Genomic DNA, 3553 nt, shown 5'->3' on the forward strand with positions numbered 1-3553 from the left:
GCCCTGGCCTTCGCGTTGAGCCTTCGGGTTCACGACAGCGCCGACCACCTGCGCCGGCTGGCCTGGCGTCTGGTCGACAAGGTCTGCCTGGAACACCAGCCCAACATGAAGCGCCTGGCCCGCGAGCCGGACGACGCCAAGGTTTTCGACGCCGCGCTCAAGATCATCAACCGGGTGTGCGACCTGCTTGAGTACGGACCGGGCACCCGATTTGCGCGCAACGATCAGAGGGTCGCCTGATGCGAATCGACCTACCAGGGCAGTACGACCTACCGATTCAGGTTACCCATCACCAGGCGTCGACTCCCACGGGCAGCAAGGAGCAGCTGGCCCAGCAGATAGCCAAGGCCCTGCTCAAGTACGAAGCAAGGCCATCATCAGCGCTTTGGATTGAGATCCAGGCCTGCGCAAAAGCCATCCTGAAGTAACCACCTATTGCCACCATGCCGCCACCAGCACGGAGGGCGGCGCATGCATGGAGTACCGAAATGCAAGTCGAGACCTCGACAGTAACCAAGCTGCTGATCACTGAGGTGCCGAACCTCGACCCGATCAGCGTGTACCTCGAAGACCTGGCGCCCTGCAAAGGCAAGATCACCGTCAGCTGCTACGACAAGACCTGGCACGCCTACTGGGGCGGCATGTGGGATGGCCTGAATATCGCCCAATTTTTCTGCAAGCTGCACGACGCCTACATCATCGGCTACTTCGACCGGTCGCTGAGCTCTCGCCGGTTCAGCGGTGAAGCTCTGGCCGACAAGGCGAGGAAGGTGATCGTGCAAATGCGGCGTGACCGGGACCTGGACGCAGAAGACGCCCGGAGCCTGCTCGACGAGGCCGAGGATGTTCGTCACACCAGCTCACTCGACGAGTGCGGCGGCGCCCACCGCGAGTTCATGCACCGCGTGTTCGGTGACGACTGGTGGAACCTGCCGGCCGATGCCATGGAGCCAAATCCAGATTGGGCCTACCTCTGCCGCATCATCGCGACAGTGCAGCAGGCCCTGGCCAAGCAGTACCCGATCGCCGCATGACCCTCCGGCGCTGCTCGCCAGCGTCTCACTGCTTTCCGCCAAGCACGGGTGGCAAGGCCGTGCAGAACCAGTAGATCCCAGCTCCAAGCACCAAACTCCACCGGCTCTCCGGATTGTGGAACATACCGACAACCCCAAGCGCGATCAGGGTCACGCCAGCCCACCGCCTGCGCTTCGGGTTGAACCATAGCTGGAACGCCCGAAGCCTCTCACGCAAACGCATCACCACTCTCCCTGTTTGGTAAGCGGCGAAGCATACCAGCGCTGCCCGCCAGCGCCTTCCCCTATTCAACGATAACGATCACGCCACCCAGGCGAGGACCGCCCATGTCTGCATTCCAGAAAAAGAACCCGCTCGACTTCAAAACCCAGTACGGCCTTGGCTTCGATCCGCAAGACGACGAGATCGTGGTGGACTTCTTCTGCGGTGGCGGCGGCGCCGGTACTGGGCTTGAGATGGGCCTGGGACGCCCGGTGACGGTGGCCAAGAACCACAGCCCGGCAGCCATCAGCATGCACACTGCCAACCATCCGGCAGCGCGTCACTTCACAACCGACGTCTTCGACGGTGACCCGGACGAGGAATGCCAGGGCCGGCCGGTGGGCTGGTTCCACATGAGCCCTGATTGCACCCACCACAGCCAGGCCGCAGGCGGCCAGCCACGCAAGCGCGAGATCCGCAACCTGTCTTGGGTCGGCCTGAAGTGGGCCGGCAAGAAGAAGCCCCGTGTGATCAGCCTCGAGAACGTGAAGCAGATCCTGCAGTGGGGGCCACTGATCGCCAAGCGCGACAAAGCCACCGGCCGGGTGATGAAGCTGGACGGCACCGTGGCCGCCGTCGGTGAGCGTGTACCAGTGCAACAGCAGTTCCTGGTGCCCGACCCGAAGCGACGCGGCATCACCTGGCGGCGCTTCGTGCAGCTGCTTGAGGGCATGGGCTACCAGGTGGAATGGCGGATCATCAAGGCCTGCGACTTCGGCGCACCAACCAGCCGCGAACGCCTGTTCATGATCGCCCGCTGCGACGGCCAGCCAATCGTGTGGCCGGAGCCTACCCACGCCAAGAACCCAGCCAAGGGCCAGCAGAAATGGCGCACCGCCGCCGACTGCATTGACTGGAGCGTCCCGAGCAAGAGCATCTTCGGCCGCAAGAAGGACTTGGCAGCCGCAACGCTGCGCCGGGTGGCCAAGGGCATGAAGAAGTTCGTGCTAGATAACCCTCAGCCCTTCATCGTGCCGATTGCGAACTGGTCGGGTGAACTGGCCCAGTCCGCGCAGGAGCCGCTGCGCACCGTGACCTCATGGCCCCGCGGCGGATCGTTCGCAATGGCCAGCCCTACCCTCGTGCAGACTGGCTACGGAGAACGCGAAGGCCAACAACCAAGGGTGCCAGGGCTAGATCAGCCGTTGGGCACAGTCGTCGCCGGCGGAATTAAACACGCACTGGCATCGGCGCACCTGGTCAAGTTCCGATTCAACAGCGAAGGGGCCGCACTCACCGGCCCACTGCCAACGATCACCAGCGGCGGAAACTACCAGCGACCTGCAGGTGCTGCACATGCCATGGGCATCTGCACTGCCTTCATCGAGCAGGCCAACGGCGGCTTCAACACCACGCCAGCGCGGGGCATGGATGAGCCCATGAGCACCGTCACCAACACCGGCAGCCAGCAGCGCCTGGTGACGGCGTACCTGGCAACCCTACGCAACGGCAGCACCGGTCAGCAGGCCATTGATCCACTCAGCACGGTTACGGCCGGCGATCACCACGCGCTGGTGGGGGCGAATCTTCTTCACCTTCGCGGCAACTGCGACGCACGAGCGATCAACGAGCCGCTGCATACCGTCAGCGCTGGCGGCACCCACCACGGCCTGGTCGAATACAAGCTGTCGCCCGAGCACGAGGCCGGCGCCCTGCGCGTCGCCGCCTTCCTGATCAGCTACTACGGCACAGAGAACATCAGCGCCTGTGACGCCCCGGCGCCGACAGTAACCACCAAAGACCGCCTGGGCCTGGTAACCGTCTTTGTGAAGGGCACGCCCTATGTGATCGTCGATATCTGCCTGCGCATGCTCCAGCCGCATGAGCTCTACCGAGCCCAGGGCTTCCCCGCCAGCTACATCATCGACAAGGGCGCCGACGGCAAGCCATTCACGAAGACGGAGCAGGTGCACATGTGCGGCAACAGCGTCAGCCCGCCGCCGATGGCCGCGCTCGCCCGCGCCAATGACCCATGGCGCACAGCCTCAGCCCGAGCTGAAGCCGCCTGACACGGAGGTATCCCCATGCCCACAGAAAACCGATCCACCAAAGTATCGCCTAGCTTGGAATGTAAGGGTCAAAATCCCCAAGTAATTCACGGGCCGCAGGCACTGCGTACTCAAGCAGCTCTAGAGGTACATCACGCTCAAATAGCGTTACCTCGAACTTGAGTGTCTCGTCGTTACGGAAAATTTCGAAAATTATTTGGTCGCCGCGGAGGCACTCAAGACCCAAGCCGTCGTGGCCAAGGGTGACG

Annotated in this window: 3 protein-coding genes and 1 pseudogene; 3 read left to right on the top strand and 1 reads right to left on the bottom strand. The window is 63.2% G+C overall.

From position 1 onward, the window contains the following. The 3 genes and pseudogenes from OH705_RS26740 to OH705_RS26750 all read left to right on the top strand — a co-directional run. Positions 1–240 (top strand): annotated as a pseudogene (locus tag OH705_RS26740) (hypothetical protein); the annotation flags it as partial. Between the two features lie 248 nt (positions 241–488). Further along, positions 489–1034 carry a hypothetical protein gene (locus tag OH705_RS26745; RefSeq protein ID WP_267303377.1) on the top strand — a complete coding sequence of 182 codons (546 nt, stop codon included), beginning with the start codon at positions 489–491 and terminating at the stop codon, positions 1032–1034. Between the two features lie 327 nt (positions 1035–1361). Next, positions 1362–3305 (top strand): DNA cytosine methyltransferase, encoded by a 1944-nt coding sequence (locus tag OH705_RS26750; protein ID WP_267303378.1) that lies wholly within the window; start codon positions 1362–1364, stop codon positions 3303–3305. Positions 3306–3354: 49 nt separating this feature from the next. Here the strand turns inward: OH705_RS26750 and OH705_RS26755 are convergent. Beyond that, positions 3355–3553, bottom strand: a 199-nt coding sequence (locus OH705_RS26755; RefSeq protein ID WP_267303379.1) for a hypothetical protein, incomplete at its 5' end; no start/stop codon positions are given.

It is taken from the genome of Pseudomonas sp. BJa3, assembly GCF_026343815.1.
In the GTDB taxonomy this organism is placed as follows: Bacteria; Pseudomonadota; Gammaproteobacteria; order Pseudomonadales; family Pseudomonadaceae; genus Aquipseudomonas; species Aquipseudomonas soli.